The sequence below is a fragment of the Comamonas terrigena NBRC 13299 genome, from assembly GCF_006740045.1.
In the GTDB taxonomy this organism is placed as follows: Bacteria; Pseudomonadota; Gammaproteobacteria; order Burkholderiales; family Burkholderiaceae_C; genus Comamonas; species Comamonas terrigena.
This window is the reverse complement of sequence record NZ_AP019749.1, coordinates 3,868,509-3,886,736: the sequence shown is the minus strand read 5'-3', so window position 1 is coordinate 3,886,736 and position 18,228 is coordinate 3,868,509. Positions and strand designations below refer to the sequence as shown.

The 18,228-nt window shown below is 68.6% G+C and carries 12 protein-coding genes; 1 reads left to right on the top strand and 11 read right to left on the bottom strand.

Annotation, left to right across the window (positions count from 1 at the left end; genetic code table 11):
* Positions 1-21 precede the first annotated feature (21 nt).
* The 4 genes from CT3_RS17640 to CT3_RS17625 all read right to left on the bottom strand — a co-directional run bounded on the left by CT3_RS17640 (position 22) and on the right by CT3_RS17625 (position 4,867).
* Positions 22-801, bottom strand: coding sequence for an enoyl-CoA hydratase (locus CT3_RS17640; RefSeq protein WP_066537561.1), 780 nt, complete (start codon positions 799-801; stop codon positions 22-24).
* Between the two features lie 123 nt (positions 802-924).
* Positions 925-2,850, bottom strand: a complete 1,926-nt coding sequence (locus CT3_RS17635; protein WP_083520457.1) for a M61 family metallopeptidase — start codon at positions 2,848-2,850, stop codon at positions 925-927.
* Between the two features lie 87 nt (positions 2,851-2,937).
* A complete protein-coding gene (locus CT3_RS17630) occupies positions 2,938-3,651 on the bottom strand; it encodes a DsbC family protein (RefSeq protein ID WP_066537559.1) in 714 nt (237 codons plus the stop codon).
* A gap of 94 nt (positions 3,652-3,745) precedes the next feature.
* Entirely contained in the window at positions 3,746-4,867 is a 1,122-nt protein-coding gene (locus tag CT3_RS17625) for an FAD-dependent monooxygenase (RefSeq protein ID WP_172591771.1), read from the bottom strand.
* 106 nt (positions 4,868-4,973) lie between these two features.
* On the opposite strand from CT3_RS17625, the gene CT3_RS17620 reads away from it, so the two are divergent.
* Positions 4,974-5,867: an MOSC domain-containing protein gene (locus CT3_RS17620; RefSeq protein ID WP_066537552.1), complete on the top strand. Its 894-nt coding sequence runs from the start codon at positions 4,974-4,976 to the stop codon at positions 5,865-5,867.
* A gap of 10 nt (positions 5,868-5,877) precedes the next feature.
* Here the strand turns inward: CT3_RS17620 and CT3_RS17615 are convergent, their stop codons facing one another.
* From CT3_RS17615 to CT3_RS17585, 7 genes are all read right to left on the bottom strand, one after another.
* Positions 5,878-7,104: a multidrug effflux MFS transporter gene (locus tag CT3_RS17615; RefSeq protein ID WP_066537550.1), complete on the bottom strand. Its 1,227-nt coding sequence runs from the start codon at positions 7,102-7,104 to the stop codon at positions 5,878-5,880.
* Between the two features lie 133 nt (positions 7,105-7,237).
* Positions 7,238-8,803: a cellulose biosynthesis protein BcsG gene (gene bcsG / locus CT3_RS17610; protein ID WP_066537549.1), complete on the bottom strand. Its 1,566-nt coding sequence runs from the start codon at positions 8,801-8,803 to the stop codon at positions 7,238-7,240.
* A 115-nt stretch (positions 8,804-8,918) separates the two neighbouring features.
* Positions 8,919-11,573 (bottom strand): UDP-forming cellulose synthase catalytic subunit, encoded by a 2,655-nt coding sequence (bcsA, locus tag CT3_RS17605; protein WP_227657921.1) that lies wholly within the window; start codon positions 11,571-11,573, stop codon positions 8,919-8,921.
* Entirely contained in the window at positions 11,537-12,307 is a 771-nt protein-coding gene (bcsQ, locus tag CT3_RS17600; RefSeq protein ID WP_066537525.1) for a cellulose biosynthesis protein BcsQ, read from the bottom strand. Before bcsQ ends, bcsA begins: the two co-directional genes overlap by 37 nt.
* Positions 12,298-12,495: a hypothetical protein gene (locus CT3_RS17595; protein ID WP_066537522.1), complete on the bottom strand. Its 198-nt coding sequence runs from the start codon at positions 12,493-12,495 to the stop codon at positions 12,298-12,300. Before CT3_RS17595 ends, bcsQ begins: the two co-directional genes overlap by 10 nt.
* Positions 12,492-14,288 (bottom strand): BcsE family c-di-GMP-binding protein, encoded by a 1,797-nt coding sequence (locus CT3_RS17590; protein ID WP_066537520.1) that lies wholly within the window; start codon positions 14,286-14,288, stop codon positions 12,492-12,494. Before CT3_RS17590 ends, CT3_RS17595 begins: the two co-directional genes overlap by 4 nt.
* A gap of 3 nt (positions 14,289-14,291) precedes the next feature.
* Positions 14,292-18,224 carry a cellulose synthase subunit BcsC-related outer membrane protein gene (locus CT3_RS17585; protein WP_066537513.1) on the bottom strand — a complete coding sequence of 1,311 codons (3,933 nt, stop codon included), beginning with the start codon at positions 18,222-18,224 and terminating at the stop codon, positions 14,292-14,294.
* Positions 18,225-18,228 lie beyond the last annotated feature (4 nt).

Below are 18,228 nucleotides of genomic sequence, written 5' to 3'. Positions count from 1 at the left end.
ACAGAAATTATATACCAGCTTTTATTGGTTGGTAAAGTTCGCCGGGCGCTTGTTCAGGAAAGCGTCCATGCCTTCCTTCTGGTCCTGGGTGGCAAACAGGGAATGGAACAGGCGGCGCTCGAACATCAGGCCGTCGGAGAGCTGGCCTTCATAGGCGCGGTTCACGGCTTCCTTGGCGGCCATCACTGTGATCTGCGAGAAGCCGCTGATGGTGATGGCTGCGGCCAGCGTTTCTTCCATCAGCTTGTCCAGCGGCACCACGCGGCTGACCAGACCGCTGCGCTCGGCCTCGGCGGCGTCCATCATGCGGGCCGTCAGGCACATGTCCATGGCCTTGCTCTTGCTGATGGCGCGGGGCAGGCGCTGCGTACCGCCGGCGCCGGGGATCACGCCCAGCTTGATTTCGGGCTGGCCGAACTTGGCGTTGTCGGCGGCGATGATGAAGTCGCACATCATCGCCAGCTCGCAGCCACCGCCCAGGGCAAAGCCGCTGACGGCGGCGATCACGGGCTTGCGGATGCTGCGGATGGTTTCCCAGTTGCGGGTGATGAAGTCACCGCGGTAGGCATCGGCAAAGCTGTACTTGGCCATGGCGCTGATGTCGGCGCCGGCCGCAAAGGCTTTCTCGCTGCCGGTGATGACCATGCAGCCGATCTTTTCGTCCGCCTCGAAGGCCTTCAGCGCCTCGCCCAGCTCGTTCATCAGCTGGTCGTTCAGGGCGTTGAGCTGCTTGGGGCGGTTCAGGGTGATGACGCCGACTTTGTCCGCTTCGACGCGGACTTCGATGGTTTCGTAGGCCAAGGGGCTATCTCCGTAGGTATGTTTATAGGACGGGTGGATGGAGAAACTATACCCAAGCCGCCCGTCCGTACAGTCACCTACGGCCAGACCCTGAAACAGCGGCGCTGGCGGGCAGGCAGCGCTTCACTGTGCCGCCAGCCATTTGGCGGCCACGGCGGCATCCTGCATGCCCAGCTTGATGTTGGCCGGCGTTTCCGTGTCGGGCGCTGCCGGCGATTTGCCCGAGCGCTTGAGCGCCGGCCGGGCGGCCGCCTTGGCCGCAGCCGGCAATTGCAGCGACAGGCGCAGCAGCTGGTGGTCGCGGGCGACCAGGGCCGTCACCACCTCGCCCGGGCGGGTGTAGAGCGGCAGGTCCTGCAGCTTGCTCAGGCGCCAGCCGTCGCCGCCTGCGCGCTCCACGCCCAGCCATTCGTCGCCGGCCATCAGGCCCGCCTGTTCGGCCAGGCCGCCGCGCAGCACGGTCTTGATCAGCACGCTGCGCTTGTCCTGCACGCGCAGGCCCAGTTGCTGGGCCAGGGCCGGGCGGTCGGCCTGCAGCAGCACGCCGTGGGCGGCCAGCAGTTCGGCCAGCGGCAGCTCGCCGGTGCCGTGCACCCACTGGGCGATTTCGGTTTCCCAGCTGCGGCCCGTCAGCTCCTGCAGCACGGCCAGCACATCGGCCTCGGCCATCGGGCCGCCGTGGCAGCGGGTCCACAGGCCGCGCATCACCTGGTCCAGCGTGACCGGACCTTCGCGGCGCAGTGCCAGGTCCAGGCACAGGGCCACCAGCGAGCCCTTGGTGTAGTAGCTGACGGTGGCGTTGGCGGTGTTCTCGTCCTGGCGGTAGTACTTGACCCAGGCGTCCCAGCTGGACTGCGCCACGCTCTGCACCTGGCGACCGGGCGTCTGCTGCACCTGGTTGATGGTCTTGGTCAGCAGGGCCAGGTACTGGGCGTTGTCGATCAGGCCGGCACGGCGCAGCAGCAGGTCGTCGTAGTAGCTGGTGAAGCCTTCGAAGAACCACAGCAGCTGGGTGTAGTTCTCGGCGTTGTAGTCGTAGCGGGCAAATTCGGCCGGGCGCAGGCGCTTGACGTTCCAGGTGTGGAAGTACTCGTGGCTGATCAGGCCCAGCAGTGTGGTGTAGCCCTCGGGTTGCTTGCCGCCTTCGCCCAGGGCGCTGGCGCTGCGCGGGAGGTCGCGCCGGCCGCAGATCAGCGCGGTGGAGTTGCGGTGTTCCAGCCCGCCGTAGTTGTCGTCCGTGGCATTGAGCATGAACACGTAGCTGCGGTGCGGCGGCTTCTTGCCCTTGCCATGCCAGAAACGGATTTCCTCTTCGCAGATGGTCTGGGTGTCGCGCAGCAGCTTGTCGCCGTCAAAGCTGGCCGGGGCGCCGGCCACCACAAAGCGGTGGGGCACGCCACAGGCGGTGAAGCGGCCCTGCCAGAAGGCGCCCAGTTCCACCGGGCAGTCCACCAGCTCGTCATAGTCGGCCGCCAGATAGTGGCCAAAGCCCTGGGCGTCCACCGCATGGGGTGTCAGGCCCGTGGCCAGCAGCCAGTCGGCCGGGGTGGCGGCAGAGCGGGCGATTTCCAATGCATGCGGGGTGCGCTCCTGGCCATGCACACGCAGCAGCAGGCTGGTGCCGTTGAAAAAGCCGCGCCGGCTGTCGAGCCAGGCGGTGCGCACCGAGGTGTCATAGGCGCAGACCTGCCAGTGCAGCTCCACCGGCTGGCCGGCCTTGCAGTCGAGCTGCCAGCGGTGCTTGTCCAGCTGCTGCACGGAAATGGCCTTGCGGCCCTGGGTCGCCTTCAGCCCTTGCAGGTTCTTGGCGAATTCGCGCACCAGGTAGCTGCCCGGAATCCACACCGGCAGCGACAGCTGCTGGCCGGCCTGGGGCGCGGCAATGCGCAGGCGCACGGCAAACAGGTGGGCGTGCAGGTCCAGGGCTTCCACCCGGTACTGCAGCGGGGCATGGGGCGGCTCCAGGGCCTCGGTGGACACGGCGTGCGCTGCCGCTGCCGACAGCTTGGGGTCCGATGGGGCGGTATTTTTGGGGAGGGATGTGGACATGGCGGCGTCGGCGAGAGAGAGGGCGGCGTGCCTGGCGGCCGCGCCGCAAAAAAGAACAGGGCCTGCACGGCGGCAGGCCCCAGGGGCTTAGCGTTTGGCGGCGGCGAGGTGTTTTTCCACCTCGGAAGCCGGGATGGCTCCGGGCACGCGGCTGTTGTCTTCAAAGATCAGCGTGGGGGTGCCGGTGATCTTGTGTTTCTTGCCCAGGGCCAGGTTGCGCTGCAGGGCCGTCACATCGCAGCTGGCGGCGGCCGGTGCCTTGTCGCGCAGCATCATGTCGTGCCAGGCGGTAACCTTGTCCTTGGAGCACCAGATGTTGCGCGATTTCTCGGCCGAGTCCGGGCTCAGGATGGGGTAGAGGAACATGTAGATGGTGACGTTGTCCACCTTCTGCATGTCGCGCTCGAAACGCTTGCAGTAGCCGCAGTTCGGGTCTTCGAACACGGCCAGCTTGCGCTCGCCCTTGCCCCGCACGACGGTGAAGGCGTCCTGCAGCGGCAGATCTTTGAACTGCACCTCGGTCAGCTTGGTGATGCGGTCTTCGGTCAGGTTGCGGCGGGCCTTGGTGTCGATCAGCTCGCCCTGGATCAGGTAGTTGCCCTTGGCATCGGTGTAGAACAGGTCGGTACCGATGCGCACCTCGTACAGGCCCTGCATGGGCGTGGGGCGGATCTCGTCGATCTTGTCCAGCTGCGGAATGCGCTCGGCCAGGGTCTTTTTCAGATTGGCGTCCTGGGCATGGGCGCCCAGGCCCAGGGTGAGGGCTGCGGCGACAAGCAGGGCAGAGGGAATCAGCTTCATGAATACAACCGTGCAATAAGAGGCAAAAACAAAGGGTTGGGGTGGCCTGGGCGGCAAAGGTTCCCCGGTCAGCGCCGGGAGGTGCCCTCCAGGGTCACAGGCCCATGGCCTGGCGGGCCATCCAGTCCTTGAGCGGGCCGCTGCGCTCGAACGCCTGCATGCCCCAGTTGCGCAGCGCCTGCAGCGGCGCTTCGGGCCGGCTGAACAGCTGCTGCAGCCCGTCCATGGCCAGTCCCATCGGGGCCAGGCCGGCCTTGCGTTCGCGCTCGTAGCGGCGCAGCAGCTTGCTGTCGCCGGTGCTGCGCCAGGCATCGCGCTCCTGCAGGATGCGCGCCAGGGCCTGCACATCGGCCAGGCCCAGGTTCAGGCCCTGGCCGGCCAGCGGGTGCACATTGTGGGCGGCGTCGCCGGCCAGCACCCAGCTGGCGGCCGGGTTGCCGGGCTGCACACCGCTCCAGCGGCGGGCCACGGCCTGCTGCAGCGGCCAGGTCAGGCGCGGGCCTTGCAGCTCCAGCGTGCCCAGGGCGTGCTGGCTCAGCTCCTGCAGCCGGGTGGTGAAATCGGTGGGCGCCGCATCTTTCCATTGCTGGGCGGCTTCGGGAGCGGTGGACCAGACCACGGCCACGGTGTGGCCTTCGGGCCCGTCCAGCGGCAGCAAGGCCAGGATGCCGTCGGCGCTGAACCACTGGCGGGCCACCTGGCCGTGCGGCTTTTCGCAGACCAGGCGCGTGGCCAGGGCGTGCTGGGGGTAGGGGGTGACGTCAAACTCCACGCCGAATTCGCTGCGTGTGCTGCTGGCACGGCCCTCGCAGATGGCGGTCAGCGGGGCGTCCACCGGGCGCTCGACCACTTCGACCAGCGGCTGGTAGCGCACGGCTTCGACCAGGCGGTTTTCCAGCGCCGGCACATCGACGATCCAGCCCAGGGCATCGACCGACTGGGCGCCGGCATCGAAATGCACGCTGCCGCCTTCATCGCCGAACACTTCCATGTGGCGCAGTGCGGTGGCGTGGACGGGGTCGGGCCAGACCCGCAGCGAGGCCAGCAGCTGCCTGGAACTGGTGTTGAGCGCATAGGCACGCACATCGCGCGCTGCGTCAGGGGCAGGCGGGGTGGCAACCAGGGCGACACGCAGCCGCTCGCGCGCCAGCAACAGGGCCAGGGTGCGGCCCACAATGCCGGCCCCACGGATACATACGTCAAAGGATTGCGCCATGGCCTGCATTGTAGGAGGGCGGCGCTGGCCCCCGCTGGCGTGCTGCCATGTTCCAATCACCCGCGGGACCGGGCAGACCGGGGTCAGATCAGAAGGAGACGAAAAAATGGCAGCAGCATCATGGGATGCGGTGGAGACTTCGGCCGATGTGCAGGGCCGCATTGCCCAGCTGTGGGTGTACCCGGTCAAATCCTGCGCCGGGGTGCAAGTGCCCGCGGTGCGGCTGGACGCCACCGGGCTGGCCCAGGACCGGGAATGGATGGTGGTCGATCCGGAGGGCGTGTTTCTGACCCAGCGCAGCCACCCGCGCATGGTGCTGATCCAGCCCGAGCTGCTGGATGGCGGCGAAGTGCTGGCGCTGCAGGCCCCCGGCCAGGTGCGCCATGTGGTGCAGCCGCCGGCCGAGGCCGCCCTGCAGCAGGTGGAGGTGTGGGACGACCGCGTGACCGGCCACGACCAGGGCGATGCGGTGGCAGGGTGGCTGAGTGCCTTCCTGGGCACGGACTGCCGTCTGGTGCGCTTTGACCGCAGCCGCCAGCGCCCGTGCAGCCGCAAATGGACGGGCGATGTGGCCGCCAGTACCTTTTTTGCCGATGGCTACCCGCTGCTGGTGACCACCACCGCGGCAGGCTCCGAGCTGGCCGAACGCGTGCAGTCTGCCGGTGGTCCGCATGTGGACCTGCTGCGCTTTCGCGCCAACCTGGTGCTGGACGGGCTGGAGGCCCATGAGGAAGACCATCTGGCCCAGCTGCACATCCGCACCGCGGGCGGCGTGGTCACGCTGCGCCCGGTCAAGCCCTGCACGCGCTGCCCGATTCCGGACATCGACCCCGCTACCGCCGCAAGCAGCCTGGACGTGAGCACCGCGCTGGCGGCCTACCGTGCAGATGCGCGCATGGACGGCGCCATCACCTTCGGCATGAATGCCATCGTGCTGCAGGGGGCCGGCCTGGTGCTGGAAGCCGGCCAGCCCATGGTGGGCGAGCTGGCGTTCGACTAGGACGGGTGCTTCACGCGGCCGTGCGGCCGATCTCCGGCCAGCGGTGGTGCAGATAGATCCACGACAGCAGGCCGATGGCCATCAGCGCGGCCGAACCCAGGGCCAGGGCCGCGGTGGAATGCATGACCAGCGGAGCCAGCACGCCGGCCACCAGGCCGTTGGCGGTCGACCCCACCACGGCCTGCAGCGAGGACGCCAGTCCCCGGCGCAGCGGGTACAGATCCAGCACCAGCAGCGTGACCACCGGCACCATCAGCGACCAGCCGAACGCGTAGATGCCCACCGGCAGCAGCGCCCAGCCGACATGGGCCGGCAGCAGCAGATTGGCCACCACATTGGCGATGGAGACCACGGTCATGATCAGCAGACCGTGGCGGATCTGCCGCTTGGGCGCAATGCGTCCGGCGAGCCGGCCGCTGACCCAGGCGCCGCCCATGATGCCGGCAATGGTCAGCAGGAACAGCCAGAAGAACTGCGTGGGGCCCAGGCCCAGGTGGTCGCCCAGAAACGCCGGGGCCGACAGCACGTAGAGAAAAAAGCCGTTGAACGGCACGCCGCTGGCCAGGGCCAGCAGCAGAAAACGCGGATCGGTGCACAGCTCGCCATAGCCGCGCATCAGGTGGCGCACGTCAAAGGGCTGGCGCTGGCTGGCATGCAGCGATTCGGGCAGCTGCCGCCAGTTGACGGCCAGCAGCACCACGCCGATGCCTGTCAGCAGCCAGAAGATGCTGGCCCAGCCCAGGTGCACAAACAGCCAGCCACCCATGATGGGGGCGATGGCCGGGGCCACGCCGAAGAAGATGGTGATCTGGCTCATCACCCGCTGGGCCTCGGTGGGCGGGAAGATGTCGCGCACGATGGCGCGCGAGACCACCACCCCTGCGCCGGTGGACAGGCCTTGCAGCGCGCGGAAGAACACCAGCTGGCCGATATCCTGCGACAGCGCGCAGCCGGCCGATGCCAGGGTGAACACCGCCAGACCGCCCAGGATCACCGGGCGGCGGCCAAAGCTGTCGGCCAGGGCCCCGTGGAACAGGTTCATGAAGGCAAAGCCGAACAGATAGGCCGACAGCGTTTGCTGCATCTGCAGCGGCGTGGCGTCCAGCGCCCGCGCAATGCCCGAGAACGCGGGCAGGTAGGTGTCGATGGCGAAGGGGCCGAGCATGCCCAGCACGGCCAGCAGCACGGCAAGGGTCCAGCGCGGACCACGCCACAGGGTATCGGCATGGGGGTGCATGGGAAGTGTCACAGGGGAGAACAGTCCCGCAGTGTGCCAGCAATGGCCGCCGCTGGCAGCCGGGGCGGCGACAGCCCCGCTGCCGGGCGGCATGCGGCAGGCCACGGCACGGTGCGCCCGGCGGCAGTGCCGTTCAGGGCTGGTACGGCACCCAGGTGGTGGAGTCCTTGGAGCGCATCCAGTAGCGCTGATCCGGCATGCGCAGCATGGTCACGGTTTCGTTGTCGGTCACGAAATCGGTGCCGGCCATGGCCTGGCTGCGCGCTTCCAATGAAGGGGACCCCGCCTGGAAAGGCGAATTCTGGAACATGCCGTTGAGCAGGGTGAACAGGTCCACATAGCTCACCGGCTTGTCCACGCGCACCTGGGGTTCGGGCGGCGTGGGCGTGTTGAGCAGGTACACCAGGGTGGGCACCAGCGTGATGCGTGGCGTGGGGATCTCGCGCATGCCGGGAATCTGCATGCTGTCGCCGCGCAGATTGGCGCCGTGTTCGGGCAGCATGATCAGCACCGTGGGGCGACCGCTGGCCTTGAGCTCCTGGGTGAAGCGGGCAAAGTCGTCCAGCAGTTGCTGCAGCCGGGGTTTGTAGGTGGCGATGCTGTTGCTGGCGCTGGCATCCGGCGCGTGCACACCGTCATGCAGGGTGATGGAGTTGTAGTACAGCGCCACCGGGGCCTGGCTGTCCAGGGCCTTGCGTTTTTCCAGCCACTGGTGGAGGGTGCCGTAGTCGCTGAAGATGGTGCTGTTGTCAAAGCTGCGGTAGGCCGCAGGGGCACCCTGGTTGGACTGCAGCTTGCCCCCCAGACCGCCGCGCTCTTCGAGTTCCTTGGCGAAGTTGTCGTAGACGCCGTCGTGGTTCAGCAGGCCATGGGCCTGGTAGCCCACGCCTTCCAGGGCCGGGAACACATAGCAGCTGCGGTCCAGACCCTGGTACAGCCCTTCGTGCGTGGCCTGGCCGCACATGCCGTGCAGCAGGCGCAGCGATGCCGGGCCGCTGTAGCTGGAGGCGCTGTTGAACTGGCTGAACACCATCTGCGCCTGGGTCATGAAGGGGTGCTCGGCCAGTCCCACATGGGTCATGTCGTCCCAGGCCAGCGAGCAGACATGCAGCACCACCACATCGAATGCGCTGGCGGGATGCTGCAGCACCACCTTGCGCTGCTGCTCCCGGTCGAAAAAGGCGGTCAGCATGCTGTCGGGGGTCAGCGTGGTGTTGCCGGCGGGGCCGCCCGTGCCCATGGGCACCGATGCGGCGGCGGCTGCCATGCCGTTGCGCGGCTGCTGGGTGGTTTGCCAGGCGGCTTGCAGGCCCACTCCCAGGATGCCCAGGATGGCAAATGTGGCAAAGCGGATGCGTGCGGACAGCAGGACATACACCGCCAGGGCGGCGGCCAGTCCCAGCAGCAGCTGCCAGCTCACCAGCCGGCCGATCAGCTCCAGCGTGTAGCGGGTGCTGAAGCCGGCCAGCAGGTGGGCCTGTGAAAAGGCCCGCTCCAGGCTGGGCAGGCCGCTTTCGGCGTACAGCAGCAGCACGGCGCAGACGATGCCGGCCAGGGTGCGCAGCCGCAGCCAGTGCGGCTTGCGCACGGGCCAGAAGACCCAGATGGCCAGCAACAGATTGGGCAGCCACTGCATGTGCAGGTGGCCGGTGAAATGCAGGGCCGTCTTGGCCAGGAAGTAAAACGCCCAGAAGCTCATGGCAATACCTGCGCTGTACGCGCCTGCGGCGCGGTAGCGAAACACCCGCCGCAGCCCAGGCTGCCGGCAACCGGGTGGCGGTTGGAAGGGAGAGAGGGGGACAGCACGCGGTTCTTCATGGCGCATGCACCTGTGCCGCCTGGTAGCTGGCGTAGTTCAGCGGCGTGTGCGCAGGCGCAGGCAACGGGGTGGGGACTGGAGTGGGCGCCTTCCACAGGCCGCGCAACTGGCCAAGCAGGTACGCCAGCAGCACGCGGTAACCCTTGCCGCTCATCTGCAGCATGTCGCGCAGCGTGTGGGCACTGTTGTTGGCTTCATAGGTGTTGCTCCAGCCTTTCCAGGCTTCGGCGCGGGCGAAGGTGCATTGCACCAGCGCGATCTGCTGCTGGTGCGTCATGTCCCCAAACTGCAGGCCCATGATGCCCTCGCTGTTGTGCGAGGTGACCTGGGCCGGGAAGGTGTGCTCCTGTCCCTCAGACCACAGGCCCACGTCGATGTGCATGCCGGCGCTGATGGCCTGGCCCGGTGCCAGCCGCAGTCCCAGTCCGCTGAGCGAGAAGTCATGGCACTGCGCGGGCAGGGTGTGGCCGGAGGGCAGGTACAGCACGGTCTGCAGCTCGGTGGCCACACGGTGCATGCGCCGCACCTGGCGGGTTTCGCCAGCCACCCCCATGGCCGCGCCCAGCATGAAGACGCTGTAGAGCGTCCACACCAGGTTCAGCAGCAGGGCCACGGTATCGCGCTGCTCGGAGAAGAACAGGTGCCACAGCCCGAACAGCAGGGCGGACAGGTTGAGCAGCACCAGCAGCACATAGGGGCGCGAGATATGGCTGTCGAAATAGGCCTCTTCCACCAGGCCGCCCTTGGCGGTGACGTTGAACTTGCCCAGCTTGGGCGCGATCAGCGCCACCGTGGTGGGCAGGGTGATGTACCAGGCCAGCACGGTCTCGTAGACCTCGGCCCAGAAGGTGTGGCGGTACGGGCCCTGGATGTGGGCGTTGGCGATGGTGGCCTGCACGATGTAGGGAATCAGGTAGAGCAGCAGCAGCATCGACGAGGTGGAGATGATGTGCAGCCCGAAGAACAGGTAGGCCATGGGAGCGGTCAGGAAGACCAGCCGCGGCAGCCCGAAGAAGAAGTGCAGCATGGCATTGCCGTAGCAGATGCGCTGCCAGAGATCCAGGCCCTTGCCCAGGAAAGGGTTGTCTACCCGGAAGATCTGGGCCATGCCGCGTGCCCAGCGGATGCGCTGGCCGATGTGGGCGGACAGGCTTTCGGTGGCCAGACCGGCGGCCTGGATGTCGCGGATATAGGCGGTGCGGTAGCCACGCCGGTGCAGCTTGAGGGCGGTGTGGGCGTCTTCGGTGACGGTTTCCACGGCAATCCCTCCCACCTCCATCAGCGGGCCGCGCCGCAGCACGGCGCAGGAGCCGCAGAAGAAGGTGGCGTTCCAGAAGTCGTTGCCATCCTGGATCAGCCCGTAGAACAGGGCCCCTTCGTTGGGGACGCGGCGGAAGGTGCCGAGGTTGCGTTCGAACGGGTCGGGTGAGAAGAAATGGTGTGGCGTCTGCAGCATGGCGCACTGCGGGTCGCGCTGGAACCAGCCCACGGCGGTGCGCAGGAAGCTGTTCACCGGGATGTGGTCGCAGTCGAAGATGGCCACCAGATCCCCGTGCGTCATGGCGAGCGCGTGGTTGAGGTTGCCGGCCTTGGCGTGAAGGTTGTCCGGGCGGGTGATGTAGTCCACGCCGAACTCTTCGGCAAAGGTGCGTACCTCCTCGCGCTTGCCGTCGTCCAGGATGTAGACACGCAGCTTGTCGGCCGGCCAGTCCAGGGCCAGCGCGGCCAGCACGGTGGGCCGCACCACTTCCAGCGGTTCGTTGTAGGTGGGGATGAAGACATCCACCGTGGGCCAGGCATCCGGTTCGCCTACCAGCGGGGCAGGCCGGCGGTGCAAGGGCCAGGCGGTCTGGATGAAGCCCAGCACGACGACCAGCCAGGTGTAGGCCTCGGCCGCCAGCAGGCCGTAGCCCAGCATGGCTTCCAGCCAGGTATCGAAGGTCAGGGTGTGGCTCAGCCGCCACCAGGCATAGCGGCCCATGGCGACCAGGCTGATGGTGGCCAGGGCCAGTGCGGCAAATCGCCCCTGGATCTGGCGCAGCACGATGGACAGCATCCATGCCAGGACCAGAAAGATGAACTGGCCGTAGCCATTCATGGGGGTGGTGATGACCAGCAGGATGATGGCGCCCCCCAGGGCCAGCACGAGCTGGGGCATGCCTTTGCGCTGCAGCACCGGGGCGACCAGCTGTTCGGCCTGCGGGCCCAGCTGCCATCGGTTTACACGCCGGCCCAGGGCGCCCAGCAGCCGCAGCATCTGGTTCATGGGCCAGGCCAGGAGGTGCCAGACCGTGGCCAGGGTCCGGTGCAGCAGCCAGCCGACGGCATGCAGCACCCAGCTGATGGCGCGCATGGCCGGTGTCAGGGTGCCCGGGGCCGGGCCGGGGCGGACCACCAGGCGCAGCAGCCATTGCCAGAGGCTGGCGTTGCGCGGGACATCCAGGTGCCGCGCCAGCCATTGCAGAGGGTCGGGCACTTCACCTGCCGTGACCGGTTGCCAGGGCGTGGCGGCGGAGCGGTAGACAAACAGGCGCCACACCCAGGACCCCAGCTGGGCGGGCTGGTCGACGCGCAGCTGGTTGGCCAGCCACGCCAGGGTGTGCTGTCCCCGGCTCATGCGGGCGCCCCCGGTGGTGGGGCCGTCAGCCACAGGTGCAGGCTGTGTGCCACCCCCTGCAGGTCATGGGAGGACAGGGCGTGGGGTGCATGCAGCTGCACCGGGCTGCCTTCGGCCCAGCTTTCCGGCACGGCTTCGTCTTCATGGACCACGTCGTCCAGCAGATGCGCCTTCCAGTGGGCGTGCAGCAAGGCAATGCCGCGCTGGTGGCTGAGGCGCCGGGCGTCGATGCGGCTGGTCAGGATGCGGAACCGGTCGGGCCCGGCCGCCGCGGGCAGGCCCGCATGCAATGGCGCCAGCGCATGCACGCTGTCCAGCGCCGGCGTGGTGCAGCACAGCACCGCATCGGCGATGGCCAGCGCCTGCCAGGCCAGTGCAGAGGTGGGCCGGCCCACGTCGGCAATGACCAGGGTGTCCGCCGGCAGTGCCAGGCCCTGCAGCTGGGTGTGCAGCCACTGGGGCTGGTCCAGCCACTGCTGTGACAGCTGCAGCTGCTGTGCCATGTTGCTGGGGCCATAGGGCAGGAACAGCAGGCCGTTGGCTGCGGCGACGGCGCAATCCCCCCACCACCGGCCTTGCGCGGCAGGCGCCGCCCAGCCGCTTTGCACCGGGTAGGGCAGTCCCAGGTGCACCCCCAGCTGGTTGCGTGGATGCAGCTCCAGCGCCAGGCAGGCGTGGCCCATGGTCTGCAGCATCAGTGCCACATGGGCCGCGACCGTGGTGCAGCCCGCGCCGCCGGCAGCGGCCGTCAGTGCAATCAGTCGCATGCAGGCCCTTTCTCGGAAGCGGCGGGCGCCGGAGGTGGTGTGGGCGCATAGGGTTGCAGGTAGCGCAGGCGCTGGTGCCGGAGCTTGAGCCGGGCGCGCGCCGGCCGGCGCAGGGGAATGTACCGGGCCAGAAGGACCGCCAAAACGATCCCCAAGGCCATCCACAGCAGGAAAACCCAGAAGCTCATGGTGCACGCTCCTCCGAAGTCGGCTGTCTGCCGAGTGGGTGGGGCTGCCAGATCAGGGTGGGCGCGGGCGCCGGCTCCGGAGACGCAGCGACCGCTGGCAGCGGCGGGACGGCGACCAGGGGGACGAGGGCAGCCCGTACCGGAGGGAGCGCGCCCGCAGCGGCAGGCATCGCACGCGCCGCGCCGAGCATCTGGCTGTAATCCGGCAGGGGGTGCTGTTCATTCTCTTCCATCAGCAGCCGCAGCTGCTGGGCAATGCCGGGCAGCTGGCTGTGGGTGGTCTGGCTGCTGAAGAGGTTGGTGGTGGGGGTGGAGAACAGCCGCTCGATGGTGGGGTTCAGGTCCACCTCCCGGCAGGTGTAGAGAAACAGCCACAGGCTGTGCGCGTCGGCGGTCAGCAGATCCCCGGAGCGGGTGCCGCAATAGGCCTTGAGGGCCATGCTGTGCGAGACATGCGGCAGCAGATGCAGCTGCACCATGGCATGGTTCAGATCCTGGCGCTGTGCGCGCTCGAGCATGTCGCGCACCAGCTCGATGAAGCGCGCGGGTGGTTGGTAACCCTGTTCGGGCACGGGCAGGAAATCGGCCAGGATGGCTTTCCAGTCCGCCGGCAGGTCGCGCATATAGACCTGGTCGCGCATTTTCTGCACATGGCGCACCACGCGGGCCATGCGCATCTCGGCGTAGAACACCTCGTTGGCACCCAGCTGCAACAAGGCCCGCTCGTGGTGTGAGCGCAGCTTGGCACTGGTTTCCCGCACGGCAATTTTCAGGGTGGGCGGGTGCGTGCTGCGCAGGCGGTGGACCAGGGTCGCCAGGGCTTCAAACTGCTCGGGCGTGCCGGCATCCAGCAGCACCGTGGCGCCGATCGCGGACTGCACGGCGCTTTCCGCCGCCTGCCAGTTGTCCACGGCATTCCAGTGCTGCGGGAGCGCGCGCAGCTCGTTCAGACAGGCTTGCGTGGCATAGACCACCTCGGCATCCGGTGCCTGTGCCAGGCGTGCGGCCGAGCCGCGCACGATGCTGCCATTGGCACGCAGCAGGCCGTCGGGCCCAGGCTCCAGCCCATAGCGGGTGTTGAACAGCGCGCCCTGCGGGCTGTCCCAGCGCTCCAGCACCAGGCCGGGTTCGGTGGCATGCACTTCCAGGTGCGCGGCATACAGAAAGCTGCGGGCCAGGGCGCTGATGATGGAGCGGATGTGAGGCTGACCCACTTCCACGGTGAAGCACCAGACCGATGCCCGGTGGCGCTGGCGGGCCCAATGCACCCATTGCCCGCTCATGCGTTCCAGGTGGACCAGGCGGGTGCGCTGCAGCAAGCCTGCCGCATTGGTGCACAGCAGGGCATGGTGTGGCCGCAGTCCGGCGGTGTGCAGCTCGGACAGCAGATCGGCCAGCCGGCGTTGGGCGATGTGGGCCTGTGCCTCCAGCGGCAGTATCCAGGGCTGGATGCGCCCCTGGTGCAAGGCCTCCTGCAGATCGGCAGGGGCCAGCAACCGGTCCATGGCCTGGGGCATGTCGGCCACCACAAACACGCCGCGCGCACTGGCCAGCAGGGAGCGCAGCAGCTGCTGCTGCCAGCGGTGGAAATGGGCATCGTCCGGGCCGGTGATGGCCGTGTTCATCCGGGTGGGCAGGGCGGCGATGCGCTCGGGCAGACCCTCCACGGCCAGTGTGGCGGGCGGGCGTTTGGGCGCCGGCGCACGCGGGCCGCCGGGCAGGCGCCGCCAGGTCAGCAGACGGCCGATGCGCGCCGACAGGGTGTTGCTGGAAGAAGGGGCGGATGCAGGCATGGCTCAGAACTGTGAATACGGTGTCACCGGCCGCGGGTAGTTGACCAGGGGCGTGCGCACGGGGTCGAAGTAGTAACGCGCATACAGCATCACATTGGTGGGTGCGTAGTAATCCGATCGGTCCAGCGACAGATGTCCACCCAGGGCCAGATTGGGCGTGACCTGCCGCTCCAGCGTGGCCGCGAACGACCAGCCGGTGCCGGAGCCGCCGGCGCTGCGGTAGCCCAGGTCGGAGGCCAGGGCCTGCCATGCGGGCGGGATCTGGACCGGGCGCGGGTACAGGGGCGAGGTGCTGGATGCCGTTTGCGACAGGCTGACCGAGGCCTTGACGCGCCAGGTCCAGGCGCCTTCGCGGCCGGTCCATTCCACCGGGAATGCCAGGGACAGGCTGCGCTTGGGGCTGTAGTAGCCGCCATGGCCCCAGGAGTATTCGGACAGGTCGCGGGTGTGGGCCGTGGCGGTCAGGGTGGCGCCGGCGTACACGCGCTGGAACGGGGTGCGCCAGACATCGGTGCCCGCCGTGGTGCGGACCTGCATGCGCTGGTTGCTGGCCACGTTCTTGCCGGTATACAGGCCCCAGCTGGCCTGTGCCGACAGGTCCCAGCCGGTGTCCGTTTCGCCCGCAATCCGGGCACTGGCGGTGTTGAGCACCACGCCGCCCCAGGTCTGGCCGGTCACCGGATCGCGCGCGCCGGCATAGGACAGCAGGCTGCCCGTGACCGGACGGCGCTCCAGGCGCAGGGTCCAGCTGGTGTCGGTGGCGGTGGGCAGGCTCCAGCGCAGTCCCCCCACCACATTCGTCACCGGCATGCCGATGCCCGTCAGGCCCAGGTCCCAGCCGAAATCATCGCCGTCATGCCCGGTACCGATGTTGTAGCCGCGCGCGGACTGGGTGCGCCAGCCACTCTGGGCATAGCGCTGCAGAAAGTCGCCGCCCTGCTGGCTGTCCTGGGCACGCACGGCCGAGGCCCCCAACTGGCCGAAACGGGCCACGTCGGGCAGGTCGTCGATGTCGCCGCTGTTGAAGAAGGCAGGGTCGAAATTGGCCAGGCGACCGGCGTTCAGGCTCACCCGGTCCACATGCACGAACTGGGGCCCTTCGTAGCCCCGGGGGATCCAGGCCACATTGGCCCATTCCCAGCCGTTGAGGGTGGAGATGCCATCGGTGCCGGATTTGTGCAGCCGTGTCAGCCCGCTTTCCACCCAGGCCTGTCTGCGGGATTCGATCTGCTGGCGCTGCGTCTCCACATTCAGGCGTTCTGCGGCCGAGGCGGATGCCATGCCGTCCAGTGCCTGGCCGAACAGCTGGGAGGCTTGGGCGTAATGGCGCTGTGCCCGCTGCAGGCGGGCACCATGCAGCAGCAGCTCGGTGCGGTCGGCCTGCGGGTCGCGGGCCACGGTGTCCAGCACGGCCTGGGCTTCGTCCATGCGGCCCATGCGCTGCCACAGCCGTACCAGCGCCAGCTTGCGCCAGGCGGCCTGCTGGGGGGCCATGGCCTGTGCGGCTTCGGCATGGGGCAAGGCCTGGTGACTGTCGCCGGCCAGGACCCAGGCATTGCCCGTGTCCACCTGCAGATCGAAGTTCTGCGGATCGGCCGCCACCGCCTGCTGCAGCAGCGGCAGGGCGGCGGCGCTGTCCAGGGCGGCCATGTGCAGGCGTGCACGGGCGGCAGCGGTGTGCGCCGGGGTGATGCCCGGGCCTTCGCGCAGCGGCACGTCGCGCGCCAGAGCCCTGGCGGCGGTGATCCGGCCCTGGCCGTGCAGGTCGGCAATGCGGCGCTCTTCCAGGCCGGACTGCAGTTCCAGCAGGCTGGCATTGTCTTCGGGGGCCCAATCGCTGCGGTCCAGCAGACCTGGCAGGATGGCGGTCAGGCGGGTGTCGGCACGGGCGCGGTCCAGTGCCTGGGCGTAGGCCAGGTCCAGCGCCGGCGTGGCGGGCAGGTGGGTGCGCTGGCGCTCCCACAGGGCCACGGCCTGTTCGGGCTGGCCAATGTCGAACCAGGCATTGGCCACCTGGCGTATGGCATCGGGGTCCTGGTCGATCAGGTTTTCCGCCTGGGCCAGCAGTGCCTGGCGCTGCCCGGCATCGGCCTGGGCCAGGGCCTGGGCGATCAGCACCTGCCGCCGGGCTTCCTGCAGCAACAGGGTCTGCGAAGGTGAACGCTGCGCCGGCGCAATGGCCTGCATGTCTTCCAGGGCCGCATCCGGTTGGTCCTGGGCCAGCCAGATCAGGGCGCGGGCCTGGCGCATGTCGGGATCCGTGGGGGCGAGGGCCACGCCATCGGCCATCACAGCGTTGGCCAGGGCGGGCTGTTTCTGCTGCAGATAGGTGCGTGCCAGCCGGTGGCGCAGCCAGGCGTTGTCGGGTGCCAGTGGCAAGGCCGTCTCCAGCAGCTCCATGGCCTGCACGGGCTGGTTCTGGGCCAGGGCGGCTTCGGCCTGTGCCTGCAGCAGATCGGCGCGCAGGCCGGCCGCCTCGGCCGCCGTGGCCGGGGGGAGCTGGGCCAGCAATTGCTCGGCATCACGGCTGCGGTTTTGCTCCAGGTACATGCCCACCAGGGCGCGTACCGCAGGCATGTGGTCGGGGTGGGCTTGCCGCAGCGCCAGCCAGGCCTGTTCGGCCTGTTGGGGCTGGCCGCGGGCTTGCAGGGTGTTGGCCTGGAGGCCCAGGGCCTCGGGGTTGGTGGGCTGAAGCGCCAGGGCCTGCTCGGCCATCTGCGCGGCGGTGGCGGTGTCACCGGCATCCAATGCCTCATTGCCGCGGGCCAGCAGCGCCCAGAAGCGGGCGGTGTCGCGCAGCCCGCGCCACTTGGCCACGGGTTCGACGGCCAGGGCCTGGGCAAAGAATTCGGCGGCCTCGGCATGCTGGCTTTGCCGCATGGCGACGATGCCCAGCCCGCCCAGTGCTTCGGCATTGCGCGGCGACAGTTGCAAGGCGCGGCGGTACGCGGCGTCGGCTGCCGGCAAATCCTTGCGGTCCAGCGCGCGGTCGGCCGTGCGAAGTGCCAGCTGGGTGGGGGAAGGCGGCGGCGGCGCGGGCGGTGCGGCGTTGGCTTCTGCCCTGACTGCACCACCTGGGCTGGCAGGGGCAACCGTGCCACCGGTGCTGCCGCCAAGGGCGGCATGGGCCTTGGCCAGGTGTTGCTGCATGGCCGTGTCCTGCGGGTAGCGCTGCAGATAGGCCTGGGCTGCGGCGGGGGTGGCGTTCCAGGGCAGTTTGTCGATGGCCCAGCTCCACAGGCTGCGAACGGCCTGTTCGTCGGTGCCGGGCTGGTCCGCCAAGCGGGCCATTTCATTGAGCAGGGCCGGCGTGGTCGAGCCGTGCCGCAGCTGGCGTTGCAGGGCCAGGATGCGGTAGCGCACATCGCCGGTCTGGGTGTATTGCTGCTGCAGTGCGCGGTCCAGTGCGGTGTCGTCTTCCGGTGCGACGCTGCTGACGATCTGGTAGTACTCCAGCGCCATCGAGCCCGAGGTAGGAGGGCCGTCCGGGAACAGCGAGCGCGCCAGCGTGGCGGCCTCCTGCAGGCGGCCGGCCTGGGCCATCAGCCGCATGGTGGCCAGCTTCTGGCTGTCCGGCCCCATCAGGCGTGAAAGCAGGCTCAACTCCTTGGTGGCCGGGTGCTGGGGGAATTGCCGGCGCAGCAGCTCCAGCTGGGCCCGGGCTTCGTCGGCCTTGCCTTCGCGCAGCGCAATATCGCCGAGGGTGGCGTGGCCCCAGGCCGAATCGGGGTGCACCAGCAGCAGCTTTTCGATGTGCTGGCGGGCCAGGTCGGTGCGGTGCTTGCTGATCCACAGCTGCGCGCTGCGGATGATCTCCGCTTCGGCCGTGAGATCGCCGGCGGAACGGGTCTGCGCGGGGGCGGCGGGGATGGCAGCGCAGGCCCAGACGCCGATCGCTGCAGCCCAGTACCAGGGGGAGGTGGGACGGCGTTGCATGGCG

Excerpts from the sequence above, each read along its gene's own strand:
- CT3_RS17620 (WP_066537552.1), top strand. The coding sequence starts at position 4,974 with ATGGCAGCAGCATCATGGGATGCGGTGGAGACTTCGGCCGATGTGCAG.
- CT3_RS17630 (WP_066537559.1), bottom strand. The coding sequence starts at position 3,651 with ATGAAGCTGATTCCCTCTGCCCTGCTTGTCGCCGCAGCCCTCACCCTG.
- CT3_RS17625 (WP_172591771.1), bottom strand. The coding sequence starts at position 4,867 with ATGGCGCAATCCTTTGACGTATGTATCCGTGGGGCCGGCATTGTGGGC.
- CT3_RS17585 (WP_066537513.1), bottom strand. The coding sequence starts at position 18,224 with ATGCAACGCCGTCCCACCTCCCCCTGGTACTGGGCTGCAGCGATCGGC.
- CT3_RS17615 (WP_066537550.1), bottom strand. The coding sequence starts at position 7,104 with ATGCACCCCCATGCCGATACCCTGTGGCGTGGTCCGCGCTGGACCCTT.
- CT3_RS17595 (WP_066537522.1), bottom strand. The coding sequence starts at position 12,495 with ATGAGCTTCTGGGTTTTCCTGCTGTGGATGGCCTTGGGGATCGTTTTG.
- CT3_RS17590 (WP_066537520.1), bottom strand. The coding sequence starts at position 14,288 with ATGCCTGCATCCGCCCCTTCTTCCAGCAACACCCTGTCGGCGCGCATC.
- bcsG (WP_066537549.1), bottom strand. The coding sequence starts at position 8,803 with ATGAGCTTCTGGGCGTTTTACTTCCTGGCCAAGACGGCCCTGCATTTC.
- bcsQ (WP_066537525.1), bottom strand. The coding sequence starts at position 12,307 with ATGCGACTGATTGCACTGACGGCCGCTGCCGGCGGCGCGGGCTGCACC.
- CT3_RS17635 (WP_083520457.1), bottom strand. The coding sequence starts at position 2,850 with ATGTCCACATCCCTCCCCAAAAATACCGCCCCATCGGACCCCAAGCTG.